This is a genomic window from Ramlibacter sp. 2FC, from assembly GCF_005503345.1.
Classification (GTDB): domain Bacteria; phylum Pseudomonadota; class Gammaproteobacteria; order Burkholderiales; family Burkholderiaceae_C; genus SCMQ01.
The window spans coordinates 1-21,152 of the sequence record NZ_SCMM01000064.1 but is presented as its reverse complement, the minus strand read 5'-3'; the positions used below and the strand labels follow the sequence as shown (position 1 = coordinate 21,152).

The following is a 21,152-nucleotide window of genomic DNA, read 5'->3' as shown; positions in this document are numbered from 1 at the left end:
AACGACACGCCATTCGGCCTCTCGGCCGGCATCGCCACCAGCAGCCTCAAATACGCCACGCACTTCAAGCGCCACAGCCAGGCCGGCATGGTGATGGTGAACCTGCCCACGGCCGGGGTGGACTACCACGTGCCGTTCGGCGGGCGCAAGGGTTCGAGCTACGGACCGCGCGAGCAGGGCCGCTATGCCCAGGAGTTCTTCACCACGGTGAAGACGGCCTACACGTTGGCTTGAGGGGCAGACTTTAGAGGGGAGCGCAGCGGCGCGCGGCAAAGGCGTGCACGGGCAGGCCGCAGCGCTTCAATGAGGGCGGTCGACGCCTTGCGTCGACTCCCCTGCGATGCTCGGTCTGGCGGCCCGCCGCATAACTCACTGCGCGATCTGCGATCGCTCCGTTCAGACAAATGCGGCAAGTCAGTTGACGAAGCGCGCTGCGCGCGCGGCCGCCAGCCCTGCGCTTCTCGGCGCCCTCAAGGCGCGCTGCAACCTGCCCGCGCACGCCTTTGCAGAGGCGATGTTGGCGCGCCAATGGCCACGAGCGCTGCATCGTCGCTTTGTCGCGGCGCGAGGTGCGACGCGTGCGAGGCGGTGCGAACGGGTTCATGACCAGGCTGCGCGCGTTCAGGCCAGCGGCGTCACGCCCGCGCGCACGCGTTCCTGCAGCGCCTGGAACGAGATCAACTCGCCGGCCAGCGCGCTGGCCATCACCGTGGGCGGGCTGGCCAGCCAGACCTGTCCGGGTCCGGAGCGGCCGGGGAAGTTGCGGTTGATCGCGCTCACCGTGACCTGGCCGGCCTCGGTGGACGAGCCTGGCCCGCAATTGGCGCAGGCGCCGCAGGAGGGCTGGAGCATGCGCGCGCCCGCGGCCGCGAAGGTCTTGTCGTAGCCGCGCGCGATGCAGTAGTCGCGCACGGCCGTGGTGCCGTACTGCAGGTAGAGCTGCACCCGGGGCGGCACGGTCAGGCCCTGGGCCAGGCCCCAGGCCAGCACTTCATGGTAGTGGTCGAAATCCTCGCGCTTGCCGGCCGTGCAGGAGCCGCCGTAGGCGATGTCCACCTTTACCGGCTGGTCCAGCCGGTCCAGCGCCAGGCCGTTGCCCGGGTCGCCCGGCGCGGCCACCATGGGCGAGAGCCGGGCGCAGTCGACCTCTATCTCCTCGGCGTAGCGGGCGCCGGGGTCACTGGCCATCCAGGGCTCGAGCTGGAAGTCGATGCCGCGCCTCTGCTTGAGAAAGCGCAGGGTCTCGGCATCCGGCGCGACCAGGCCGGTGAGACCACCCAGCTCGGCCGTCATGTTGGTCAGGGTCGCGCGCTCGTCGGTGGACAGCTGGGCGAGCGCGCTGCCGCAGAACTCGAACACCTTGCCGACACCGCCGCCGGCGCGAATCCTGGGGCTGGCCAGTAAATGCAGGACGATGTCCTTGGCCGTGAGGCCGGCGGGTAGCGGGCCCTTGAGCTCGACGCGCAGCGACTCGGGCATGGTCATGCGCACGGCGCCGGTGGCGAAGGCGTTGGCCATGTCGGTGGTGCCGACGCCGAAGGCCACGCAGCCCAGGGCGCCGCTGTGCGGGGTATGCGAATCGGTGCCGACCACCAGCTGGCCGGGCAGGGCGTAGTGCTCGGCCATCATGGCGTGGGAGATGCCGGCCACGTTGCGGCCGTCGTCCAGCGCGGCTTCTGCCTCGGTCAGCGTGCGGTGCAGCCGCAGGCCGTAGCGCGCCGCGAAGTCGCGCTGCGCCTGGCACATGGCCAGCATGTTCGGGACCAGGCCGTTGCGCACATGGGCCGGGCTGGTGGCCACGTAGGAGGTGTGGTCCTCGAACACCACGATTCGCTCGGGCTCGTGCAGCACCAGCGGCTGGCCGAAGCTGCTGTGCAGCATGTGGGCCGCCATGCCGGTGTAGTACTCGTGGATGAAGCGCCAGTCTGCGCGCACGAAGGCGCCTTCGCCGGGAGCGGGGTCGGTGCTGGTCAGCGTTGTCCGCAGCGCATGGCGGGCGACGATCTTCTCGAACAGGGTTTGAGGCTGGGCTTGCGGCCCGGGCGTCGCGGCCATGACCTGGCGCAGTTGCTGCTGGCCGAAGCCCAGCAGGCCGCCGCTTCTCAGGATGGCGGCGGCCAGTGCGTCGCGGCCGGCCACGAGTTCCTCTAGGGCGATGGCCTCACCGCGCTGTATGCGCTCGACGAGGCCCAGGTCGGTCGAGGTGAACAGGCCGATGTTGTCGGCGTTCTGGCGGTAGATGCGTTCGAAGCTCTCGGCGATCACCAGGCGTATGCCGGCCAGCTTCTCGGCCGCCGGGCTGTGCTCGCGCGAGGAGCCCTTGCCGTAGCGCCGGCCGGCGACGATCACGCTGAAGCCGCCGGCGCGCAGGGCGTCGGGGCCAATCGGCTGCTGCTCGCCGGCCTTGAAGCCGGCGTGGGCATAGCGGCCCAGTTTCTCGTCGTAGTGGCTGAGGATGGCGACCGGCGTGATCTCGTCGGTCGAGACGTCGTCGCGCAGCGGAGCGGCCTCGGCGAGGCCGAGGCGCTGGCCCTCGAGCTGGGCGGTGACCCGCGCCGGGTCGGCGCAAAGGAACAGCAGGCGGCCGGGCAAGGCCAGGGTGGACGAGGGGGCGGTCATGGGGCGATGGTGGCGTCGCCGGCCGGCGGCGGCAAGCGCCGAGGCGGCACAGGGGGCATCGCGGAACGCGAGCGCCCCGAGGCCTGCGACCCTGACGGCCTCAGGGTGATTCTGGGGACAACCCGGCCCGCACGGAACCAAGGCCTGCGCGCCCGGTCAAATGACTGCCAGTTGGCATGTTGGCTATCCATAGGAGGTGCAATCATGAAACTGAGACATTGGCAGGACTTGGTCAACGCCTTGTTGGGCGTCTGTCTGATTCTGTCTCCCTGGGCTCTGGGCTTCGACGGCATGACGATGGCGATGTCGAACGCGGTCGTGATCGGCCTGGCCCTGATCGCCGCGGCGCTGGGCGCGATCTTCGTGCCGCGCGCCTGGGAAGAATGGACGGAGGGCGTCCTTGGCCTCTGGATGCTGGTCTCGCCCTGGGTGCTGGATTTCGCGATGCATCGCGAAGCCATGCTCAGCGCGGTCGTGATCGGCATCGCGGTCGCGGCGCTGGCGCTCTGGACCTTGTTCACCGACAAGGAATACAGCGCCTGGTGGCACGACAAGATCGCGCACTGAGCATGCGACGTCGCAACTAGAAGAAGAAAAAGAGGAGAAAAAGCACCGTGGTCCGCCGAGCGGGGCGCGGTGCTTTGGTGCGCCCAACGCGGAGGGCGGCTTTCCAGGCAGCGAGGACCGGGGGTCTATTGCCTTCTGGGCAGGGCCGGGTGGTCGATCGGCGAGTCAGTTTGAGCGCGTGGCCAGCAGCCTGTGATGCGGCGTGTCGCCGACTTTGCTTGCCGCGTCCCAGCCGCCGCCGAGGGCGCGGATCAGAGCCACGGAGGCCTGATACTGGGCGGATTTCACCTGCAGCGCCTGGCGCCGGTTGCGCAGTTCGCTGCGCCGCGCGTCGAGCAGCTCGAGCTGGCTGACCAGGCCGTTGCGGTAGCGTGAGTCGGACAGCACCGTGGCGCGGGTCGCCGAGGCCACGGCTTGGGCCTGGGCTTCGGCCTGCTCCTCCAGCAGGCGCAGTGAGGAGAGCTGGTCTTCCACTTCCCGGAACGCCACCAGCACCTGGCCGCGATAGCTGGCCAATGCGGCGTCCAGCTGGGCCTGGGCGCCTTGCACGCCGGCTTCGCGGCGACCGCCATCCAACAGCGGAAGAGAGAGCAGGGCGCCGACGCTCCAGGCGCGCGCCGACCATTTGAACAGGTCGCCGAGCTCGGGCGAGGCGTAGCCGCCCGCGGCCGTGAGCGAAACGCTGGGAAACCACGCCGCCTTGGCCACGCCCACGCGCGCCTGCGCGGCAAGCATCGCGCTTTGGGCGGCCGATACATCGGGCCGGCGTGCCAGCACCGTGCCGGGGATACCGGGCGGAACCACGGGCAGGGCCGTGGTCCAGTCCGTCACACTCAGCGTGAAGTTCGAGGCCGCATCGCCTGCCAGCACGGCCAGCGCATGCTCGAGTTCGGCGCGTCGCCGGTCCAGTGCCAGCGCTTCGGACTCGGTGGACGCCAGTTCGGTTTGCACGCGCGCCACATCGAGTTCCGCGATGTCGCCGGCCTGGTAGCGGCGCTGCGTCAGCTGCAGGGTGTTGCGGTAAGCCGCCACCGTTTCGCGCACCAGGGTACGCTCGGTTTCCAGCGCACGCAGCGCAAGATAGGTTTGCGCCACGTCGGCTTGCACCAGCAGGCGCGTGCTTTGCAGCAAGGCCTCGCGCGCCTGGGCGTCGAGCGCCGCGGCGTCGCTGGCGCGCGCCAGCCTGCCGAACAAGTCGATCTCGTAGGACAGGCTGGCACCGGCGCTCGTCAGCGTGGTGGGCGTGGCGCCGCTCACGGTGCCGGCGCCGGCCTGGCGCGTGGCACCGGCGCCCACGCCGATCTGCACCGATCGGTCGGCATCGGTGCTGCGCACCAGGGCGCGCGCCTGCGCCAGCCTGGCCGCCGCTTCATGGATGCTGGTGTTGTTGAGGCTGGCCCGCTCCACCAGGCTGTCCAGCACCGGGTCGGCGAAGGCCTTCCACCAGGTGCCGCGATCCTGGGCCTCGGCCGGTGCGGCGACGGTCCAGCGTTCGCCGCTTTCCTTGAAGCGCGCGGGCGGCGGGGTTTGCGGGGGCAGCTCGGGCGGCGTGCTGGCACAGCCAGCCAGCAGCAGGGCGGCGGCCAGGGGCAGCAGGGCAAGCTTGAAGACTTTCATGGTCGAACTCCTTACTCGTGGGCCTTCAGCGGCGCGGCGGGCACCAGCCGCGCCGAAGCGCCGCCGGCGAAGTCTGCGGGCGCGGCAAAGGCTTCCAGGTGCGGCACGGTGCCGTGCAGTTTCAGCGGGCGGTTGCCGGCCAGCCGGCGCAGCGCCACGTAGAACACCGGTGTGAGGAACAGGCCGAAGGCGGTCACGCCTATCATTCCGGCGAACACGGCCACACCCATGGCCTGGCGCATCTCGGCGCCGGCGCCGGTGGTCAGCACCAGGGGCAGCACGCCCATGATGAAAGCCAGCGAGGTCATCAAAATCGGCCTCAGGCGCAGGCGGCTGGCCTCGATCGCTGCCTGCACCGGCGTGCGCCCGGCGAACTCCAGTTCGCGCGCGAACTCGACGATCAGGATCGCGTTCTTGGCCGACAGCCCCACCAGCACCATCAGTCCGATCTGCGTGAACACGTTGTTGTCGCCGCCGGACAGCCACACGCCGGTCATCGCCGCCAGCAGGCCCATGGGCACGATCAGGATGATCGCGACCGGCAGGGTCAGGCTTTCGTACTGGGCCGCGAGCACCAGGAACACCAGCAGGATGGCCAGCGGGAACACCCACAGCGCCGAGTTGCCGGCCAGGATTTCCTGGTAGGTCAGCTCGGTCCATTCGTAGCTGATGCCGGTGGGCAGGGTCTCGGCCGCGATGCGGGCCACGGCGGCCTGTGCCTGGCCCGACGAATAGCCCGGGGCCGGGCCGCCATTGATGTCGGCCGACAGGTAGCCGTTGTAGCGCATGGCGCGCTCGGGCCCGAAGCTGGGCTTGACGCTCATCAGGGCCGACAGCGGCACCATCTCGCCGCTGGACGAGCGCACCTTCAGCAGGCCCACGTCCTCGGCACGGGCGCGGTAGGGCGCGTCGGCCTGCACGCGGACCGAATAGGTGCGGCCGAACTTGTTGAAGTCGTTGGCGTAGAGGCTGCCCAGGTAGATCTGCATGGTGTCGAACACGTCCGTGACCGGCACGCCGAGCTGGCGTGCCTTGGTGCGGTCGATGTCGGCATAGAGCTGCGGCACGTTCACCTGGAAGCTGGAGAACAGGCCGGCCAGCTCGGGCGCCTGGTAGGCCTTGGCCATGAAGGCCTTCAAGGCCGCGTCCAGCGCCTCGTAGCCTAGCGAGCCGCGGTCCTCCAGCTGCAGCTTGAAGCCGCCCGTGGTGCCCAGGCCCTGTACCGGCGGCGGCGGGAACATCATGACGAAGGCGTCCTGCAACTGCGCGAACTGGGCATTCAAGCGGCCGGCAATGGCGCCCGCGCTCTGGTCGGCGCCGCGCTCTTCGAACGGCTTGAGCGTGGCGAACACGATGCCGGCGTTCGAGCTGTTGGTGAAGCCATTGATCGACAGGCCGGGGAAGGAAACGGCATGCTCGACGCCGGGCTGCTTGAGCGTGATCTCGCTCATGCGGCGAATCACATCCTCGGTGCGATCCAGCGTGGCGCCATCGGGCAGCTGGGCGAAGCCGATCAGGTACTGCTTGTCCTGCGCCGGAACAAAGCCGCCGGGCACCAGCTTGAACAGGCCTAAGGTCAGGCCCACCAGCACCAGGTAGAGCGCGAGCATCAGTGTCTTGCGCGAGATCGCGGCCTTGACGCCGGTGCTGTAGCGGGCGGCGCCGCGGCCGAACGCGCGGTTGAAGGCGGCAAAGAAGCGGCCGAGCACCCGGTCCATGCCGCGCGTCAGCGCGTCCTTGGGCGCATCGTGGCTCTTGAGCAGCAGCGCGGCCAGGGCCGGCGACAGGGTCAGCGAGTTGACGGCCGAAATCACGGTGGATATCGCGATCGTCAGCGCGAACTGCTTGTAGAACTGCCCGGTCAGGCCGCTGATGAAAGCCAGCGGAACGAACACCGCGATCAGCACCAGCGCGATCGCGATGATGGGCCCAGATACCTCGCGCATGGCGCGGTAGGTGGCCTCGCGCGGCGTGAGGCCGGCCTCGATGTTGCGCTCCACGTTCTCCACCACCACGATGGCGTCGTCGACCACGATGCCGATGGCCAGCACCAGGCCGAACAGGCTGAGCGCGTTGATCGAGAAGCCAAACAGCTGCATCACCGCGAAGGTGCCCACCACCGATACCGGCACCGCCAGCAGGGGGATGATGGAGGCGCGCCAGGTCTGCAGGAACAAGACGACCACCAGCACCACCAGGGCGATGGCTTCCAGCAGGGTGTGGATCACCGACTCGATCGAGGCGCGCACGAACTGCGTAGGGTCGTAGACGATCTCATAGTCCACGCCCTGCGGCATGTTCTTCTTGAGCTCGGCCATGGTGGCGCGCACCTGGTCGGAAATCTGGATCGCATTCGAGCCCGGTGCGGCGAAAATCGGCACCGCCACCGCGTCCTTGTTGTCCAGCAAGGAGCGCAGGGCGTAGCTCGAGGCGCCGAGCTCCAGCCGCGCGATGTCGCGCAGCCGCACGACCTGGGTGGAGGGGGCGCCGCCGGTGCCGCCCTTGACGATGATGTCGCCGAACTCTTCCTCGCTCTGCAGGCGACCCTGGGCATTGATCGACAACTGCAGGTCCACGCCCTCGAGGCCCGGCGAGGCGCCCACCACGCCGGCGGCGGCCTGCAGGTTCTGCTCGCGGATTGCGCGCACCACGTCGCCGGCCGAAAGGCCGCGCTGGGCCACCTTCTGCGGGTCCAGCCAGACGCGCATCGAGTAGTCGCCCGAGCCGAACAGCTGCACGTCGCCCACGCCCTGCACGCGGGCCAGCCGGTCCTTGACATTGAGCAGCGCGTAGTTGCGCAGGTAGGTCATGTCATAGCGCTTGCTGGGCGAGGTCAGGTGCACCACCATCGTGAGGTCGGGCGAGCTCTTGATCGTGGTCACACCCAGACGCCGCACTTCCTCGGGCAGCCGAGGCTCGGCCTGGGCCACGCGGTTTTGCACCAGCTGCTGGGCCTTGTCGGGATCCATGCCGAGCTTGAAGGTGACGGTGAGCGTCATCAGCCCGTCGGTGGTGGCCTGGCTGCCCATGTAGAGCATGCCTTCCACGCCGTTGACGGCCTCTTCCAGCGGCGTGGCCACGGTTTCGGCGATCACCTTGGGGTTGGCGCCGGGGTAGTTGGCCCGCACCACGATCGAGGGCGGCACGACCTCGGGGTACTCGGAAACCGGCAGTCCGCGCAGCGCGATCAGGCCGGCGATGAACATCAGCAGCGACAGCACGCCGGCAAAGATCGGCCGGTCGATGAAAAACTTGGACAGATTCATGTGCTTCTCTTCGGGCTCAGGATTGCGCCGTGCCGCCCCGCTGGGCCTGCACCTCGGGCTTGGCGCCCATGCCCACCGGCTGCGGCGCGAGCTGCGCGCCGGGGCGGATGTGCTGCAGGCCGTTGACCACGATGCGCTCGCCGGCCTTGAGGCCGCTGCTCACCACGCGCAGGCCGTTCACCGGTGCGCCCAGCGTGACTTCCCGGTACTCGGCCTTGTTGTCGGCTCCCACCACCAGCACGAACTTCTTGTTCTGGTCGGTGCCGACCGCTCGCTCGTTCACCAGCAAGGCCTTGCTGCTGCGCGCCTGGCCCATGCGCACGCGGGCAAACTGCCCGGGCATCAGGGCGCCGTCCTTGTTGTCGAAGGCGGCGCGCACGCGGATGGTGCCGCTCTTCGCATCGACCTGGTTGTCTATCAGTTGCAGCTTGCCCTGGTAGGGCGTGTCGGCCATGGCCGCCGTGCCCATTTGCACGGGGATGCGTTCGATCAGCGTGCGGGCGCTGGCGCCGCCGGGCAGCTCCTGGAGCGCGCGGGCAATGACCTGCTCGTCGGTGTCGAAACTCGCGTAGATCGGGCTGACCGAGACCAGCGTGGTGAGCACGGGCGCGCCGGGGCCGGCGGCCACCAGGTTGCCCACGGTAACCTCGAGGCGGCCGATGCGTCCGGCCACCGGGGCGCGCACCTGGGTGTAGCCCAGGCTCAGCCGCGCCGTCTGCAGCTGGGCCTGGGCCGCGCGCAGGTTGGCCTCGGCCTCGCGCTGGGCATTCAGGCGCTCTTCGTATTCGCGCTGGGCAATGGCGCGCTCCTCCCACAGGCGTTTCGCGCGTTCGTGCTCGCTCGTGGTGTGCGAGACACGGGCCTGGGCGGCCGCGACCTGGGCCTCGGCACGCTCGACTTCGGCCGCATAGGGCGCGGGGTCGATGGTGAAGAGCAACTCGCCCTGCTTGACCAGCGCCCCTTCGCGGAAATGCACCGACTGCACGGCGCCCGCCACGCGCGAGCGCACGTCCACCCGCTCCACGGCTTCGAGCCGGCCGGAGAACTCGTCCCAGGCCGTGACTTCGCTCTCGGCCACCGTGGCCACCGACACCGGCGTGGCGGGCGGCTCGGCCGGGCCTGCGCTCGCCTGCGCCGCGGCGCCCCGCAGTCCGAGTGCGGCCGAGCCGACGGCCACCAGCGCGACGAGCGCGGTCACGGCCGCCCAGAGCCGGCGGCGCGGGAAAGAATTGGCGTTGTTGTTCATGGATTCGTCCTTTTTGGGGTGAGTCGGTCCTTCCCGGTGGGGTACACCGGGTTGGCGCAGGGGTGGGGCCGCTTGGCGGGGCGGGTCTAGGAAGGCGCTGCTGCGGCCGCGTCGAAGAAGGCGCGCAGATGCTGCTGCACGCTGGCTGCGCAGGCGCATTCGGCATCGGCAGGCTGGTCCAGCGAATCGGGCCAGCCGGTGACTGGCAGCACGCCCGCGGTCACGGCGATGCCCGCGCCTTGCAGGCGTCTGGCGTAGGCCAGGGCTTCGTCGTGCATGGGGTCGTCCTCGCCGGTCAGCACCAGGGTCGGCGGCAGGCCGGCCAGGCGCTGCGTGCGGCCGGGCACGGCATAGGGATGCTCGGCGTCCATGGGGCTGCGCAGGTACTGCTGCCAGCCTTGTGTCCATTTGCAGCAGGTGGCAGTGCCCATGGCTTCGCGCAGCGAGGCCGTGCCGACGCAGGGGTCGAGCATGGGCGCTACCAGAATCTGGCCGGCCAGCGGCGGGTGGGCGCGGTCGCGCGCCATCAGCACCACGGCGGCGGCCAGGTTGCCGCCGGCTTCCTCGCCGGCCAGGAACATGCGGGCGCCCGGGCCGGCCAGCTTGCTGCGCTGCTGGTGGGCCCATTGCAGGGCGGCATAGCCGGTCTCCACGGCTTGCGGGAAGGGGTGGGCCGGCGCCAGCGGGTAGGCCACCGAGACCACCACCGCGCCGGCTGCCGCCATCAGGCGGGCCAGGCAGGCGCCGCTGTCGAGGTCACCGGACACGAAGGCGCCGCCGTGGAAATGCACGACCAGCGGCGCTCCGCCGCCCGTGCGGCGGCTGCCGTACAGGCGCAGGTCCACGCTGGCCTGACCGGCCAGTACCATCGTGGTGTCGGTTTCGACCGTGGCCCGGGCCGGGTCGGCGCTTGGCGGCAATGAAGGACGAGGTGGCATGGTGGGCAGGACAGGCGTTCGGCCTGGAAACTGGGGAACTGTGCCGGGAATGTTAGGCGCGGAGGACTCGCGAATAAAGTAGGCTGTTGCCAGCTTTCTGTTTCCAATTGAGAAACAATCCCGGGGCACTCCAAGTTGAGAATGTCGAGCCGGAAAAGGAAGGAAGATGGATCAGATTCTGACCATGCGTGTCTTTGCCCGCGTCGTTGAAGCGGGCACGTTCACGAAAGCCGCGGCCTCACTGGACATGCCCAAGGGCACGGTCACCAAGCTGGTCCAGCACCTGGAGGCGCGGCTGCGCGTCAAGCTGCTCAACCGCACCACGCGCCGCGTGACGGTCACGCCCGACGGCGCCGCCTACTACGAGCGCATGACGCGGCTGCTCAACGATCTGGACGACATCGAAGCCAGCATGACGAACGCCCAGGCCAAGCCTAGCGGCCGGCTGCGCGTCGACGTGGGGGCCTCGGTCGCGCGCCTGGTCATCATTCCGGCGCTGTCCGGTTTCTACCAGCGTTATCCCGAGATCCAGCTCGACCTGGGCGTGAGCGACCGTCCCGTGGACCTGATCAGCGACAACGTGGACTGCGTGATCCGCGTCGGCGAGTTGATCGAACAGTCCCTGGTGGCGCGGCGCATCGGCCATCTGGCCTTCGTGACCGTGGCCTCGCCCGGCTACGTCGAGCGCCACGGCGTGCCCCAGCATCCGAACGACCTGGAGGACAGCCACACCACGCTGAACTACTTCTCGGCCCGCACAGGGCGCATGCATCCGCACGAATTCGTGAAGCATGGCGCAAGCATCGAAGTGACCGGACGCTACAAGCTGGCCGTCAACGAGAGCAATGCCTACGACGCCGCAGCGCTGGCGGGCCTGGGCATTGCGCAGTGCGTGACCCTGGTGGCCGCGCCCCATCTGGCGAGTGGTGAACTGGTTCAGGTGCTGGCCGACTGGTCCTGCCCGACGCTGCCCGTCTACGTGGTCTACCCGCCCAACCGGCACCTCAGCGCCAAGGTGCGCGCCTTCGTGGATTGGGCGGCCGATCTGTTTGCGCGCGAGCCGCGACTGCAGGGGGCATGAGGCCGGGCAAGCTCGGCCTTCACGGCGCTGCCCGAGACCATGGGCCTGCTGACTTGCGGCTCATGACAGCGGCGCGCGGGGGGCCTGACGCAGTGACACGGCGGCAGCTGCGAGCAGCAGCAGCGGCCCCAGCCAGAGTCCGGCGGCCAGCGAGCCCGTGGCATCCGAGAGCGCTCCCGCGAGCAGGGGGCCGAGCGACTGGCCCAGTGAGAACGCGGCCGTCAGCAAGGACAGGCCCCATGTCAGCGCCGGGGCCGGCAGCAGGCGCTGCGCGACCATGCTGACGGCGGCCGGCCCGGCCATGAAGCTGGCGCCGAACAGCAGGGCGGAGGCCAGCGCCGCCAGCGGCGTAGGCGAGACCAGCAGCGGCAGCATGCCCAGGGCCACGGCGGTGCAGACCAGGGCGAAGCCGCGGCCCAGCGGCAGGCGCGAGAGCGCCGGTCCCCAGGCCAGGCTGGCCGCCATCGAGGCGCCGCCCAGCAGCGCGAAGAAGCCCAGCGTGGTCGCCGGGGGCAGGCCTTGGCCGTGCAGCAGGGCAATCACGAAGGTCATGTAGCCCACGTAGCCGGCGCCGAACAGCAGGTTGGCCAGCAGGCTGGGGGCGAGCAGGCGCCAGATCGCGGGCGCCGGCCTGGCGCCGCCGGCTGGCGCCTCGACCCGGGCCGGCACGGCACGCGCCGCGCGAATGGCCAGCCAGGTCGCCGCGCCGGCCAGGCCCGCCATGACCAGCCAGGAGCTGCGCCAGTCCAGGCCCTGCGGGCCACCAGCGGCCAGGGGCAACAGGGTGCCCGCGATCACGATGCCGCTGCCCGAGCCCGCGAAATACAGGGCCAGGGCCATGGCCGAGCGGCCGGGCCAGACGCGGGCCGCGAACGCCGAGCCGAGCACGAAGGCCAGGGCGGTGGCGACCCCACCCACGAAGCGCACCGCCAGCAGCAGCGGCAACCAGGACCAGAGGGCCGTCGCGGCCAGCGCCAGGGCGCTCAGTCCCATGGACAGTCCGAAGCTCCTGAGCGCCCCCAGCTTGGCGGCCAGCGGCGCGGCGAGCAGCGCGCCGACCAGGTAACCGGCGGCGTTGGCGGTGTTCAGCGAGCCGGCCTGGGCGAAGCTCCAGCCGAATTCCTGCTGCATGGCCGGCAGCAGCAGCGCATAGGCGAAGCGCGAGAAACCCAGGGCGACCAGCGGCGCCAGGGCCAGTCCCAGCGCCGGTGCCAGGCCGGCCGCTGCCTGAGGCGGAGGGGAGGAGGGCGTGTCACGCGCGACGCGTGCCGTGGTTTGCATGGCCCCGATATTGCCACAAACCCGCTTGACCGTCACAAAATCTGTTGATATTGTGACAATCACTTTTATGTTTGTGGCAAAGCAGATCCGACAAGGCCAGGGCGACCCCGAGGGGAATGCCGCAGCCTGCCCACCCGGCGCGTCGCCTGTGAGCCCATCCCTTCCCTGACCCGAGGAGACTTTTCGATGACCGCTTCCCGCTTTGCCCGCCGCGCCACCGTGGCTGCCGTCCTGGGCCTGGCGCTGGCCAGTGCCGGCGCCAACACCCTGACCTGGTCGTCCAGCCTGGACGCCCTGTCGATGGACCCGCATTCGACCAACAACACCTTCACCAACGCCTTCGTCAACAACGTCTACGAGGGCCTGGTGCGCTTCAACGAGAAGCTGCAGGTCGAGCCGGCGCTGGCCACGAGCTGGAAGACGCTGAGCCCCACGGTGTGGCGCTTCACGCTGCGCCAGGGCGTCAAGTTCCACGGCGGCGAGAGCTTCGACGCCGACGACGTGGTGTTCTCCTGGAAGCGCACCAACACGCCGGGCTCGCTGATCAAGGGCAACCTCAGCGACATCAAGGAGGTGCGCAAGGTCGACGCCTACACGGTCGACATCGAGACCCACCAGCCGCTGCCCATCCTGCCCAACGAGCTGCAGCAGCTCTTGATCATGGACAAGGGCTGGAGCGAGCTCAACCGCGCCACCGAGGCCAGCGACCTGCAGAAGCAGAAGGAGAACCACGCCAACCGCAACGCCAACGGCACGGGCCCGTTCCGCCTCGAGTCGCGCGACGTCGACACCCGCACCGTGATGGTCGCCAACGCGAGCTGGTGGGACAAGCCGCGCCACAACCTCAGACGCGTGGTGTTCACGCCGATCAAGTCCGACGCCACGCGCACCTCCTCCTTGATCAGCGGCGGCATCGACGCCTCGATCAACGTGCCGCTGCAGGACGTGCAGCGCCTGCAGGGCAGCGGCAACCTCCAGGTGGTGCAGGGCCCCGAGCTGCGCACCATCTTCCTGGGCATGGACCAGCAGCGCGACGAGCTGCTGTACAGCGACGTCAAGGGCAAGAACCCGTTCAAGGACCTGCGCGTGCGCAAGGCCGTCTACCACGCGATCGACATCGAGGCGATCAAGCGCTCGGTGATGCGCGGCGCGTCCTGGCCCGCGGGCACGCTGCTGTCGCCGCACCTCAACGGCGCGCCGGCCGCGCTGAACAAGCGCCTGCTGTCCTACGACCCCGAGGCGGCCAAGAAGCTGCTGGCCGAAGCCGGCTACCCGAACGGCTTCGCCGTGGGCCTGCAGTGCCCCAATGACCGCTATGTCTACGACGAGGCCATGTGCATTGCCATGTCCTCCATGCTGGCCAAGGTCGGCATCAAGGCCCAGCTGATGATCGAGCCCACGGTCAAGTGGAGCGTGCGCCTGAACACCAACGACGTGTCGCTCTACGTCGTCGGCCACGCCGGCCTGCCCATGGCCGACAGCTACGGCCTGCTCAAGGACATCGTGCACAGCCGCACGGCCAAGGAGGGCTCGCTCAACGCCGGCCGCTACTCGAACCCCAAGTTCGACGCCATGCTGCCGCAGGTCGCGGCCGAGATCGACCCGGCCAAGCGCAACAAGCTGATCGAGGAGGCCGTGGCCATCGAGCGCAACGACGTCTCGCATGTGCCGCTGCACCAGCAGCCCATCACCTGGGCCGCGAAGAAGGGCGTTTCGCTGGCCCAGGCGCCGGACAACCAGCTGCGCCTGTGGCTGGTGACCGTGCCGGAAGTCAAGTAAGGGCGGCGCCCCTGCCTGGAGCATCCTGATGCTGCGTTTCATCCTGGGCCGGCTGGCCAACGGCCTGCTGGTCATGGCGGTGGTGTCCCTGCTGTCGTTCGCGCTGTTCAACTTCACCGGCGACCCGGTCAACAACCTGGCCGGCGAAACCGCCACCGTCGCCGAGAAGCAGCAGCTGCGCGCCTCGCTGGGCCTGGACCAGCCGCTGCCGCTGCAATACCTCAAGTTCGTCGGCCGCGCCCTGCAGGGCGAGTTCGGCGTGTCCTACCGCAACCTGGAGCCGGTCGCGCAGCTGATCGCCTCGCGCCTGCCGGCCACGCTGGAGCTCAGCGCCGTGGCCGCGCTGCTGGCCCTGGGCCTGGGCATTCCCATGGGGGTGTACGCGGGCATCAGGCCGCGCGCCCTGGGGGCGCGGGCGCTGCAGATCGTCTCGCTGATCGGCGTGTCCGTGCCGTCCTTCGTCACCGGCATCGCCCTGATCCTGGTGTTCTCGGTGGGGCTGAACTGGCTGCCGTCCTACGGGCGCGGCGAGGTGGTGCAGCTGGGCGGCTGGAGCACCGGCCTGCTGGGCGCCAGCGGCTGGAAGGCCATCGTCATGCCGGCCATCACCCTGGCCCTGTTCCAGCTCACGCTGTTCATGCGCCTGACCCGCACCCAGATGATGGAGGTGATGAAGAGCGAGTACATCAAGTTCGCGCGCGCCCGCGGCCTGCGTGAGCGCGCCGTGCATTTCCGCCACGCGCTGCGCAACACGCTGATCCCCATCATCACGGTGGCGGGGCTTCAGCTCGGCTCCATGGTCGCGTTTTCCATCATCACCGAGAGCGTGTTCCAGTGGCCGGGCCTGGGCCTGCTGATCATCCAGGCCATCACCTTCAGCGACGTGCCGGTGATCGCCGCCTACCTGCTGCTGGTGGCAGCCCTGTTCGTGCTCATCAACACCGTGGTCGACCTGCTCTACGTGGTGGTCGATCCGCGCCTGCGCGTCGCTCGCTGAAGGAAATCTTATGGACCCCCAAGCTCACATTTGTTCGCTGCCCCCCGAGGGGGCGCACGCCTCCTTTGAGGCGGCTCGGCAGGAGGCCTGATCTATGCAATCTCTTGTCCTGCGCCTGTCCCGCTGGCGCCAGTCGGACCTGGCCTGGAGCTTCGGGCGATCGCCCGAGGCCGTGGCCTCCGCGCTGCTGCTGATCGTCTACGGGGTGCTGGCCCTGGGCGCGCCCTGGCTGGCACCGCAGAATCCCTTCGACCTCGCGGCCGTCGAGCTGATGGACGCGCGCCTGCCGCCGGCCTGGCTCGAGGCCGGCCAGCTCAAGTACCTGCTCGGCACCGACGGCCAGGGGCGCGACCTGGTCTCGGTCATGCTCTACGGCCTGCGCATGTCGCTGCTGGTCGGCCTGGCCTCGACCCTGCTGGCCATGCTGATCGGCGTCACCCTGGGCCTGGTGGCCGGCTACATGGGCGGCTGGGTCGACAACCTGATCATGCGCGCGGCCGACGTGCAGCTGAGCTTTCCGGCCATCCTGGTCGCGCTGCTGGTCGACGGCCTGTCGCGCACCCTGCTGCCCAGCGCGCTGCAGCAGCAGCTGTCCCTGCCCATCGTGGTGCTGGCGATCGCGCTGGCCACCTGGGTGCAGTACGCGCGCACCGTACGCGGCGTGACCATGGTCGAGAAGAACAAGGACTACGTCAACGCCGCGCGCCTGATCGGCATGGGCCGCGCGCGCATCCTGGCGCGCCATGTGCTGCCCAACGTGCTGAGCCCGGTGCTGGTGATCGCCACGCTGTCGATCGGCCTGGCGGTGCTGACCGAGGCCACGCTGAGCTTCCTGGGCCTGGGCGTGCCGGCCACCTCGCCCTCGCTGGGCACGCTGATCCGCCTGGGCAACGAGGTTCTGTTCTCGGGCGAGTGGTGGATCACGGTGATGCCGGGCCTGCTGTTGATCGGCCTGGTGCTGGCCATCAACCTGTTCGGCGACTGGCTGCGCGACGCCCTCAACCCCCGCCTGAAATGAAATGCCCCCACGCTCATCACTACGTGTAGGAGGCCTGAAATGAGTTCCACGATGAAACCCGAAACCCTGCTCGACGTGCGCCGGCTGCGCGTGGAGATACCGACCCGGCATGGCGCGCTCACGGCCCTGGACGAGGTCAGCTTCCAGATCGCGCGCGGCGAGATCCTGGGCTTCGTCGGCGAGTCCGGCGCCGGCAAGTCGCTGACCGGCATGGCGGTGATCGGCCTGCTCGACGCGCCGGCCCATGTGGCGCGCGGCGAGATCTGGTTCGACGGCCGGCGCATCGACCAGTTCGACGCCGCCGCCATGCGCGCCCTGCGCGGGCGTCGCATAGGCGCGATCTTCCAGGACCCGCTGGTCAGCCTGAACCCGCTGCTCACCGTGGGCGACCAACTGGTCGAGACCATGCTGACCCACCTGCCGCTGTCGCGCAGCCAGGCGCGCGAGCGCGCGGTCGACTGGCTGCGCCAGGTCGGCATTCCCTCGCCCGCGCAGCGCGTGGACGCCTACCCGCACCAATTCTCGGGCGGCATGCGCCAGCGCATCGTGATCGCCCTGGCCCTGTGCGCCGAGCCCGACCTGGTGGTGGCCGACGAGCCGACCACGGCGCTCGACGTCTCGGTCCAGGCCCAGGTGCTGGAGCTGCTGCGCGGCCTGTGCCGCGAGCGCGGCACCTCGGTGCTGCTGGTCACGCATGACATGGGCGTGATCTCGGAGAACGCCGACCGCGTGGCCGTGATGTACGCGGGCCGCATCGCCGAGATCGGCCCGGTCGACGAGGTCGTGAACCGGCCGCGCCACCCCTACACCCAGGGCCTGATGGGCTCGATCCCGCCGATAGACGCCAGCCCCGAATGGCTGCGCCAGATCGACGGCGCCATGCCGCGCCTGGCCGCCCGGCCCGCGGGCTGCGCCTTCCACCCGCGCTGCGCCAGCGCCAGTGCGCGCTGCCGCGCCGAGCTGCCCACGCCGGCGGCCCAGGGCGCGGTGCAGGTGGCCTGCTGGCACCCCCAACAACCCACGGTTCTGGAGGCCGCATGAACGGCACCCCCACCTACCTCGCGGTCCAAGACCTGTCGCGCCATTTCCAGGCCCATGGCCGCACCGTGCGCTCGGTCGACGGCGTGAGCTTTTCGATTCCGGCCGGCAGCACCTTCAGCCTGGTCGGCGAGTCGGGCTGCGGCAAGACCACCCTGGCGCGCGTGGTCGCGGGCCTGGACCGCGCCACGGCCGGCAGCCTGCGCTTCACGCCGCCGTCCGGCGGCCGGCCGCACCGCGTGCAGATGATCTTCCAGGACCCCTATGCCTCGCTCAACCCGCGCTGGCGCGTGGGCCGCGCCATCGCCGAGCCCATCGCCTACCAGCGCCTGAGGCCCGCGGACCAGATCGGCGCGCGCGTCGACGAGCTGCTGGGCCGCGTGGGCCTGGCGGCGGCCGACGGCGCCAAGTTCCCGCACGAGTTCTCGGGCGGCCAGCGCCAGCGCATCGCGATCGCACGCGCCCTGGCCGGCGAGCCCAGCTTCCTGGTCTGCGACGAGCCGACCTCGGCGCTCGACGTCTCGGTGCAGGCCCAGATCCTCAACCTGCTCAAGCGCCTGGAGCAGGAGGAGGGCCTGACCAGCCTGTTCATCAGCCACAACCTCGCCGTGGTGCGCTTCGTCTCCACGCGCATAGGCGTCATGTACCTGGGGCGCCTGGTCGAGGTGGCCGACACGGCCTCGCTGTTTGCCGCGCCGCGCCATCCCTACACCCAACTGCTGCTGGAGGCCATCCCGCGCGTCGGCCAGGGCCGGCGCAGCGTCACCGTTCCGGCCGGCGAGCTGCCCAGCCCGCTGGCGCCGCCGCCCGGCTGCGCCTTCCACCCGCGCTGCCCGGCCGCGGCCGACATCTGCCGCCGCGAGGCGCCGCGCCTGACCACGCTGCGCGACGAGGTGGCCGTGGCCTGCCACGCCGTGGGCGCGGCCGGCCAGCCGGTGCGCTTCATGCCGCGCGCGGCCTGATTCACTCGACTTACCGAGAGTCTTCATGACCCAAGCCATAGACCTGCTGATCGAGCACGGCACGGTCATCACTCTGGACCCGCAGCGCCGCGTGATCGAGGACGGCGCGGTGGCCGTGCTTGCCGACCGTATCGTCGCGGTCGGCCGCACGGCCGAGCTGCGCGAGCGCTACGGCGCGCGCCAGACCCTGGACGCCCACCGCAAAGCCGTGCTGCCCGGCCTGATCGACAGCCATGCCCATGCCGGCCACGCCATGCTGCGCACCCTGGGCGGCGGCGACACCCATGCCTGGAGCGATGCCGCCGCCAGGATCTACACCTCGGCCTCGGACGAGGGCTTCTGGCGCGCCGAGTCGGCCCTGGCTTCGCTCGAGCGGCTCAAGGCCGGCGTGACCACCGGCGTCTCGCTGCTGGGCGGAGGCGACTCCATCATGCGCGTGGACGATCCGAAATACGCGCGCGCGCATTGCGATGCCGTGGTCCAGGCCGGCACGCGCTCGGTGGTCGCGGTCGGCCCCTCGCGCCCCGACTCGCCGCGCCGCTACCTGGACTGGGCCCAGCAGCCGCCCAGCGGGCGAGACATCGACGAGGCCAGCATGCTGGCGGTCTGCGAGCAGGTGATCGCGAGCGAGCATGGCCGCGCCGAGGGCCGCATCGCCATCGCCGTGACCCTGCCGGTGTTCGCGCCCATGCACGAGCCCGGCCAAGCCGCGCTGCGCGAGGCCTACCTGTGGCAGGCCGGCGCCTACGCCCAGCTCGCGCGCCGCCACGGCCTGTCCTTCACGCAGGACGGGCATTGCACCGGCACGCTGGCGCTGGCGCATCGCGAGCTGGGGCTGCTGGGGCCGCGGTCCTTCATGTCGCATTGCATAGACCTCAGCGAGGAGGACATCCAGCTTGCGCGCGAGACCGACACGCGCATCGTGCACAACCCCAGCGCCATCATGTCGATCCGCGGCCGCTGCCCGGTGCCCGAGCTGATCGACGCCGGCGTGACCGTGGCCCTGGGCTCGGACGGCGCCGCGCCCGACCGCGGCTACGACATGTTCCGCCACATGTGGCAGTGCATGCACTACCACCGCCGCCATTTCCGCGACCCCGGCGTGCTGCCGCACGGCAAGGTGCTGGAGATGGTGACCATCGACGCGGCGCGCGCCTTGGGGCTGGGGGCCGAGATCGGCTCGCTCGAGGCCGGCAAGAAGGCTGACATCATCCTGGTCGACCTGTTCAAGCCGCACCTGATGCCGATGAACATGCCGCTCTACCGCGTGACCTGCTTCGCCAACGCGGCCGACGTCGCGACCACCATCGTCGACGGCCGCGTGCTGATGCAGGATAGGCGCGTGCTCTCGGTCGACGAGGGCGCGGTGCTCGAGGCCGCCCAGGCTGCGAGCGAGCTGATGCTCGAGCGCAGCGGCCTGCAGCACCTCACGCGCGAGCCGGCGCGCCTGTGGGGGGCCAGCCATTACTGAGGAGCCGGCCGGGGGCTTTTACACGCTCTTGCATTCATTGAGATGGCCTCATCGCGCTGCGACGCGGTGCCGTGTTCCGTTCATGTCCCCCGGCGCCGACCTTCGGCCGGCACCTCCTCCTTGACCTCGCTGCACACGACACCGCGCCGCAGCGCTCCAGCCGGCGTCGTGGTGCGCGAAGCCGTGGCGCGGGAGCGGTGGTGGACCCGAAGGGGAGGGCGGGTGAACGGCGCAGTGAAGTCAAGGAGGAGACGAGGGCGGCACGCCCTCGTCGGGGGACATGAACGGAGCCGCTCGCCCGCCCTCCCCGCCATACTCGACGCAGCGAGGGACTTCTGACTTCTTCTTGTACTTCTGATCGCAAGTCTGTATCAGGCCTTCAGCGCATCGATCAGCGCCTGCACCGGCCGCAGTCGCGGCGTCTTGCGCAGCGCGTAGAGGCAGAGCTCGCGCGCGGCCCAGGGTTCGGCCAGCGGGCGGCGCACGAAGCGGGCCGTGCCGGCGTAGGCCTTGGCCGCGCTGAGCGGGATCAGGGCGATGCCCAGGCCTGCCTCGACCATGCGGCAGGCCGCGTCGAAACCGCTGACCGAGACCGGGCTGTGCAGCGTGAGGCCGGCCGCCAGGGCGCGCGCGCGCAGCTCGCTGTCCAGCGCGCCGCCGGCGTGGATGCCGATCAGCGGCCAGGCCAGGGCCTCCTGCAGGCGAACGCTGCGCTGGCGCGCCAGCGCGTGGCCGCGCGGCAGCACCACGATCAGCGGGTCTTCGGCAAAGGGCCAGGCCTCCAGGCCCGGTGGCGGCTCGGTCCTGACCCCCACGCCGAGGTCGGCCTGGTCGTCCAGGCAGGCGCGCAGCACGTCGCGCGTGTCGAGCTCGGTCAGTGACACGGCCACGCGCGGGCAAGCCGCGCTGAAGGCCTTGAGCCGCTCGGGCAGGAAGCCGATGATGGCCGAGAGGTTGGCGGCCAGGCGCACCTGGCCGCCGATCTGGCTGCTGTCCTGGCCGTGCAGGGCCTGGACTTCGCGCGCCAGGTTCTGCAAATCCTGGTCGATCTGCAGGCCGCGCTGCAGCACCAGCTGTCCCGCCTCCGTCAATTCGATGCCGCGCGGCGAGCGCACGAACAGCGGGCTGCCGAAGGCGTGCTCGAGGTCGGCGATGCGCCGGCTCAGCGCCGAGGCCGCGATGTGCTCGCGCTGCGCCGCGCGCGCGATCGAGCCTTCGCGCGCCGTGCTCACGAACAGGCGCAGGCTGTAGGGGTCGACGCGGGGGCTGGTG

16 protein-coding genes are annotated in these 21,152 nt (G+C 70.2%); 9 read left to right on the top strand and 7 right to left on the bottom strand.

The features are described 5' to 3' along the window. Window positions 1–234: aldehyde dehydrogenase family protein (locus FFS10_RS20145; RefSeq protein ID WP_137896395.1), on the top strand; the 234-nt coding region annotated here is incomplete at its 5' end. 387 nt (window positions 235–621) lie between these two features. Here the strand turns inward: FFS10_RS20145 and FFS10_RS20140 are convergent. Next, window positions 622–2,619 (bottom strand): aconitase family protein, encoded by a 1,998-nt coding sequence (locus FFS10_RS20140; RefSeq protein WP_137896394.1) that lies wholly within the window; start codon window positions 2,617–2,619, stop codon window positions 622–624. Between the two features lie 204 nt (window positions 2,620–2,823). On the opposite strand from FFS10_RS20140, the gene FFS10_RS20135 reads away from it, so the two are divergent. After that, entirely contained in the window at window positions 2,824–3,186 is a 363-nt protein-coding gene (locus FFS10_RS20135) for an SPW repeat protein (protein WP_137896393.1), read from the top strand. 165 nt (window positions 3,187–3,351) lie between these two features. Here the strand turns inward: FFS10_RS20135 and FFS10_RS20130 are convergent, their stop codons facing one another. The 4 genes from FFS10_RS20130 to FFS10_RS20115 all read right to left on the bottom strand — a co-directional run bounded on the left by FFS10_RS20130 (window position 3,352) and on the right by FFS10_RS20115 (window position 10,253). Then, window positions 3,352–4,803 carry an efflux transporter outer membrane subunit gene (locus tag FFS10_RS20130; RefSeq protein WP_137896392.1) on the bottom strand — a complete coding sequence of 484 codons (1,452 nt, stop codon included), beginning with the start codon at window positions 4,801–4,803 and terminating at the stop codon, window positions 3,352–3,354. 11 nt (window positions 4,804–4,814) lie between these two features. Continuing rightward, complete coding sequence (locus FFS10_RS20125; RefSeq protein WP_137896391.1) at window positions 4,815–8,069, bottom strand: efflux RND transporter permease subunit; 3,255 nt, start codon at window positions 8,067–8,069, stop codon at window positions 4,815–4,817. A 16-nt stretch (window positions 8,070–8,085) separates the two neighbouring features. Then, window positions 8,086–9,315 (bottom strand): efflux RND transporter periplasmic adaptor subunit, encoded by a 1,230-nt coding sequence (locus tag FFS10_RS20120; RefSeq protein ID WP_137896390.1) that lies wholly within the window; start codon window positions 9,313–9,315, stop codon window positions 8,086–8,088. Between the two features lie 86 nt (window positions 9,316–9,401). Further along, on the bottom strand, window positions 9,402–10,253 hold the full coding sequence (locus tag FFS10_RS20115; protein ID WP_137896389.1) for an alpha/beta hydrolase: 852 nt from the start codon (window positions 10,251–10,253) through the stop codon (window positions 9,402–9,404). Between the two features lie 166 nt (window positions 10,254–10,419). Here FFS10_RS20115 and FFS10_RS20110 point away from each other — a divergent pair, with 166 nt between their 5' ends. Next, window positions 10,420–11,334, top strand: coding sequence for a LysR family transcriptional regulator (locus tag FFS10_RS20110; protein ID WP_137896388.1), 915 nt, complete (start codon window positions 10,420–10,422; stop codon window positions 11,332–11,334). A 60-nt stretch (window positions 11,335–11,394) separates the two neighbouring features. Here FFS10_RS20110 and FFS10_RS20105 read toward each other — a convergent pair whose 3' ends face one another. Then, complete coding sequence (locus FFS10_RS20105; RefSeq protein WP_171016005.1) at window positions 11,395–12,615, bottom strand: YbfB/YjiJ family MFS transporter; 1,221 nt, start codon at window positions 12,613–12,615, stop codon at window positions 11,395–11,397. Between the two features lie 186 nt (window positions 12,616–12,801). On the opposite strand from FFS10_RS20105, the gene FFS10_RS20100 reads away from it, so the two are divergent. The 6 genes from FFS10_RS20100 to FFS10_RS20075 all read left to right on the top strand — a co-directional run bounded on the left by FFS10_RS20100 (window position 12,802) and on the right by FFS10_RS20075 (window position 19,880). Next, a complete protein-coding gene (locus tag FFS10_RS20100) occupies window positions 12,802–14,394 on the top strand; it encodes an ABC transporter substrate-binding protein (RefSeq protein WP_137896386.1) in 1,593 nt (530 codons plus the stop codon). A 28-nt stretch (window positions 14,395–14,422) separates the two neighbouring features. Next, entirely contained in the window at window positions 14,423–15,391 is a 969-nt protein-coding gene (locus tag FFS10_RS20095) for an ABC transporter permease (RefSeq protein ID WP_137896385.1), read from the top strand. Window positions 15,392–15,485: 94 nt separating this feature from the next. Then, complete coding sequence (locus tag FFS10_RS20090) at window positions 15,486–16,409, top strand: ABC transporter permease (protein WP_137896384.1); 924 nt, start codon at window positions 15,486–15,488, stop codon at window positions 16,407–16,409. Window positions 16,410–16,448: 39 nt separating this feature from the next. Then, a complete protein-coding gene (locus FFS10_RS20085) occupies window positions 16,449–17,450 on the top strand; it encodes an ABC transporter ATP-binding protein (RefSeq protein ID WP_137896383.1) in 1,002 nt (333 codons plus the stop codon). After that, complete coding sequence (locus FFS10_RS20080; protein ID WP_137896382.1) at window positions 17,447–18,409, top strand: ABC transporter ATP-binding protein; 963 nt, start codon at window positions 17,447–17,449, stop codon at window positions 18,407–18,409. The genes FFS10_RS20085 and FFS10_RS20080 overlap by 4 nt, the downstream gene beginning before the upstream one ends. 25 nt (window positions 18,410–18,434) lie before the next feature. Continuing rightward, on the top strand, window positions 18,435–19,880 hold the full coding sequence (locus FFS10_RS20075) for an amidohydrolase family protein (protein WP_137896381.1): 1,446 nt from the start codon (window positions 18,435–18,437) through the stop codon (window positions 19,878–19,880). A gap of 371 nt (window positions 19,881–20,251) precedes the next feature. On the opposite strand, the gene FFS10_RS20070 is transcribed toward FFS10_RS20075, so the two are convergent. After that, on the bottom strand, window positions 20,252–21,152 hold a 901-nt coding region (locus FFS10_RS20070; protein ID WP_249931370.1), incomplete at its 5' end, for a LysR family transcriptional regulator.